Genomic DNA, 4,211 nt, shown 5'->3' on the forward strand with positions numbered 1-4,211 from the left:
CCCGCGGACCCGCAGCAGGGATCACTCTCGGCACTGGAACGCCTGACGATCTATCGCGACAGCAGCCGGCGCGCGCGGGAGCGAACGCTGGAGGCCCTCTACCCGGTCTGCCGGCAGATCCTCGGGCCGCGCTGCTTTGCTCGACTGGCGGCGGACTACATCGACGCCTTTGCATCACGCCAAGGCGACCTGAACCGCTATGGCGCCGCCTTCGCGCGTCATCTGGCCGCGGTGCAGCGCCACCAGCCCGCCCTGGCGACCCTGGCCTACCTGCCGGACTTGGCCCGTTTGGAATGGCACTGGCACGCGATCTACTGCGCCCCCGACGAGCCGACGTTGGATGCCGCGGTGCTGGCAAGCCTAGCCCGGCCGGAACAGGCCGAGCGGGTTCGTCTGCGACTCAGCTGCGCGCTGCGCCGCCTGGCCTCCGCCTATCCGATCGCCGCGATCTGGCGGCGCCACCGCGAGGGCGCTGGCATCGCCCGTATCGCCGCCGGCGACGGCGATCGCTTGGTGATCCATCGCCGAGATGGGCGCCCTCAGGTGACGCCCGTCACGCCAACCGTCTTCGGGCTGCTGGCCGCACTGGGGCGCCCGTCGACACAGGCCGCAACGCTGCACTCAGCCCGGAGTCCCACGCTGGGCGAGCTCGCGGCCGCTGGCTATGATCTGACGCCACTGCCTGACGTCATCGCCGCTGGCTGGATCTGCGGTTGCACACTGGCCGAGCCGGGCTGAGCGCGATGGCAGACAGCCCCTTTGATCGCGCGATGTTGAACCGCCTGTACCGCTATTGCCTGGCCCTGACTAAGCACGAGGCCGCCGCCTACGACCTGCTCCAGGATGGTCTGGAGCGCTACCTGCGCTCGGCCCCGGGCGATCGGGATGACCCGATGGCGCTAATGCGCCGTATCCTGCGCAATCGCTTCATCGACGGACTCCGCAATCGGGGTGAGCAGCTGCTCAACGAGGCGACGTCGCTCGAGCCCGAGTGTCTCGCGATCGGCTTCGGCTCCCTGGAGGAGATCGCGATCACCACCCAGACCCTGGAGCAGATCTGGGACCGGCTCGGCCCCTTCGACCGTGAGCTCCTGCTGCTCTGGGCGCTCGAGGGTCGAACCGCGCGTGAGGTCGCCGAGCTGCAAGGCGTACCACACGGCACTGTGCTCGCCCGTATCCATCGGCTGCGGCAGCGGCTGTCGGCGCAGGCCGAGCAGGACGAGGCAGGAAACGCAGTGAGGGGCACCCGATGAGTCACCTACGCGAGGCACTGCGTCAGCGTATCGAGCGCGATTGTCTAAGCGAGGAGCGCCTGTCGGCCTTGGAAGCTCTGCAAGCTCGGATCAAGCGACCGGTGCCAGCCACCGCTCTTAACCCTGGTCCTGCTTCGACTCAGCATCAGCCAGGGCGCAGAGGCCGATGGGCTCTGGCCGCACTGCCGCTAGTCGTCGTGCTGCTGGTCGTTCTCTGGTGGTGGCAGTTCCCACCTCCGGAGCAGTCCGAGGCCACGCGGATGGCGCAGATCGCCGATGAGGTCGCGGGACAGCACCTGCACCTGAAGCCGCTTGAGGTGGAAGCGGCCGACCTGAATCAGGTGCGCAGGTATCTCAGCCAGCTCGACTTTCGCCCGCTCGCGAGCGACGCGCCAGCGCTGGCCGATCTCAGCCTGCAGGGCGGGCGATACTGTTCGATCCAGGGCGTCCCCGCCGCCCAACTGCGTCTTCGCCCCGACGCGAGCCACGGTGAAGCGAGCGGTGCAGGCGATGGGGTGCAGACACTGTATCAGGCCCGCTACGAGCCCGAGCGCCATGGCCCCCTGCCCGACCGCGACCGCGGCGAAGAGCCGGGGCGGCTTCGCGCGCGCGGGCTCACCGTGCTGCTGTGGGTCGAAGGCGGTGTCGTATTCGCTTTAGTGCGCGACGATTGAATCGACTGCTCATTCCACCGGCGCATGCAGCGACGGTGTGGACTTCCTCGCCGCAATCGGAGGCTCAAGAGAGGGCTCGCGCAGTGGCTCAAGCGGACTAGGCCGTGGACTGCGCTCGGACTCCCGCACCACGCCCATCTGATCGCGCGGCCAACTGAGGGCTGCAACGATCTGCCGCTCGGACTCCGGATAGAACTGATCCAAGCCGATCGTCCGCCCATCGGCCTGCACCAGATGGGCATGGAAGCGCCGCAGCTCTCGCGGGCTGCGCACGCCACAGGCATGGGCGATGATGCCGACCTCTTTGGAGAGGTTCTGCACATAGGCCGCCACACGCACGGCCTTGGTCGGTGAATGCAAGCCGCGTTGGAACTTGCGCTGATGGGTGGTAATCCCGGTCGGGCAGGTATTCTTGTTGCATTGCAGCGCCTGGATGCAGCCGAGCGCGAACATGAACCCGCGCGCCGAGGTGATGAAATCCGCGCCGATACAGAGCGCCCAGGCGACATCCGCCGGGGTGATGAGCTTGCCTGAGGCGATCACCCGAATGCGCTCGCGCAGCCCGTATTCGGTCAGCTTGTCGACCAGCATCGGCAGGCTGACGCGCAGCGGCAGGCCCATGTCGTCCATCAACGGCATCGGTGCCGCGCCGGTGCCGCCATCGGCGGCATCCACGGTGATGAAGTCTGGCGCTGAGGCCGCACCGCGCGCATGCACCATGGTCAAGAGCTCATCGAGCCAGCCATAGGCGCCGAGCACCACCTTGAAGCCGACCGGCTTGCCGGTCACTCGGCGCACCCGCTCGATCAGATCGAGCAGCTCGGCGGTGTTGCCGACATCGGGATGGCGATTCGGGCTGATGCTGTCGACCCCAACTGGGATACCGCGGATCTCGGCGATCTCGGGGGTGATCTTGGCCGCCGGCAGGATGCCGCCCTTGCCGGGCTTGGCGCCCTGACTGAGCTTGATCTCGAACATCCGCACCTGCGCATGGGCGGGGACGGCCTGCAGGCGCTCATCGCTGAGGTTGCCGGCCACGTCACGCACGCCGTATTTTGCCGTGCCAATCTGAAACACCAGGTCGGCGCCGCTCTCCAGATGGTAGGGCGAGAGCCCGCCCTCGCCGGTATTGAGCCAGCAGCCGGCCTCGGCCGCGCCCTTGCCCAACGCCTCGAGCGCCGGCTTGGAGATGGCCCCATAGCTCATCCCGGAGACATGAAACAGCCCGGCGGTGGTATAGGGCTGCCGCGCAAAGGGACCGATGGTGATCGGCTCCGACGGCACCGCATCCTCGCCCAGGGTCGGGAACGGGCAGTTGACGAAGATCACCTGACCCGGCACCGTCAGGTTACGGGTCGAGCCGAAGGCCACCGTGTTGTCGACATCCTTGGCGGCGCGGTAGACCCAGTTGCGCTGCGCCCGATTGAACGGCAGCTCCTCGCGGTCCATGGCGAAGAAGTACTCCGGCACGCCCGGTGAGGCGGCCATAGACATCGGCCATGAAGGCCGCGCCCTGCTCATGGCGGACGGTGATGAACTGGATCGGGCTGTCGATCAGCGCATCCATCAGGTCGAGGTTCTCCTCACCGGGGATACCGAAGATGTACTCGACACCTTCGTTCTCGAGACAGCGGACAAAGAGCTCAGCGGCACGCATCGGGGACTCCAGGGGTTGAATGGGTCTCGCTAGCAGGCGAGACAGGCTGCCGGCAATGGCTGTCCATCGGTGCCGGGGATCTGGTCGCTAAAGTGCGCGAGGGTCTTCATGCCGATGCCGAGGATCACCTCTAAGACCTGCTGCCGGTCGTAGCCGGCCTGCTCCAGCGCGGCGACTTCGGCCTCATCGACCCGTCCATGCGCCTTGCCCACCGCAGCCACGAACTGCCTGAGCGCCTCCAGGCGTTGATCAGGCAGGCGGCTTCCTGCGCGCAGCGCCGCCGTCAGCTCCGGTGGCAAATCCATCATCTCCGCGAGCAGACCATGGGCACCCATGCAAACGGCGCAGCGGCTCTCGCGAGAGACACTGAGCAGCACCACCTGCTGCTCCTCGCTCGAGAGCGAGGTCTTCTCCAACCAGGCGCCGAGGGCCAGGTAGCCTTGCAGGGACGCCGGCGCCGCCTCGATCGTGCGCAGCGCCTTGGGTAGCTGGCCGAAGCGACGCTCGGCGTCGCTGAGCGCCGGCCTGTCCGGCATGGCGTCTGGCGGTTCTGATGGCGCCTCGGGGTCAAGCATCATTGATGGCATGATCGTCTCCCGATCTCGGGGAGGCTGATCACTGTGCCTT

General features: G+C 67.3%; 6 protein-coding genes. 3 read left to right on the forward strand and 3 right to left on the reverse strand.

The window, feature by feature from the left end; genetic code table 11:
- The 3 genes from ACY693_RS15890 to ACY693_RS15900 all read left to right on the forward strand — a co-directional run.
- Window positions 1-738 (forward strand): HvfC/BufC family peptide modification chaperone (locus ACY693_RS15890; RefSeq protein WP_462322789.1); only part of this gene is annotated, 738 nt, incomplete at its 5' end.
- Between the two features lie 5 nt (window positions 739-743).
- Window positions 744-1,253, forward strand: coding sequence for an RNA polymerase sigma factor (locus tag ACY693_RS15895; RefSeq protein ID WP_462322790.1), 510 nt, complete (start codon window positions 744-746; stop codon window positions 1,251-1,253).
- Window positions 1,250-1,927: a hypothetical protein gene (locus ACY693_RS15900; protein WP_462322791.1), complete on the forward strand. Its 678-nt coding sequence runs from the start codon at window positions 1,250-1,252 to the stop codon at window positions 1,925-1,927. Before ACY693_RS15895 ends, ACY693_RS15900 begins: the two co-directional genes overlap by 4 nt.
- Before the next feature lie 9 nt (window positions 1,928-1,936).
- On the opposite strand, the gene ACY693_RS15905 is transcribed toward ACY693_RS15900, so the two are convergent.
- The 3 genes from ACY693_RS15905 to ACY693_RS15915 all read right to left on the reverse strand — a co-directional run.
- Entirely contained in the window at window positions 1,937-3,376 is a 1,440-nt protein-coding gene (locus ACY693_RS15905) for a glutamate synthase-related protein (RefSeq protein ID WP_462322792.1), read from the reverse strand.
- Entirely contained in the window at window positions 3,276-3,584 is a 309-nt protein-coding gene (locus ACY693_RS15910; protein WP_462322793.1) for a thiamine pyrophosphate-binding protein, read from the reverse strand. The genes ACY693_RS15905 and ACY693_RS15910 overlap by 101 nt, the downstream gene beginning before the upstream one ends.
- A 29-nt stretch (window positions 3,585-3,613) precedes the next feature.
- Window positions 3,614-4,211 (reverse strand): carboxymuconolactone decarboxylase family protein (locus ACY693_RS15915; protein WP_462322794.1); only part of this gene is annotated, 598 nt, incomplete at its 5' end.

The organism is Halochromatium sp. (assembly GCF_054919635.1).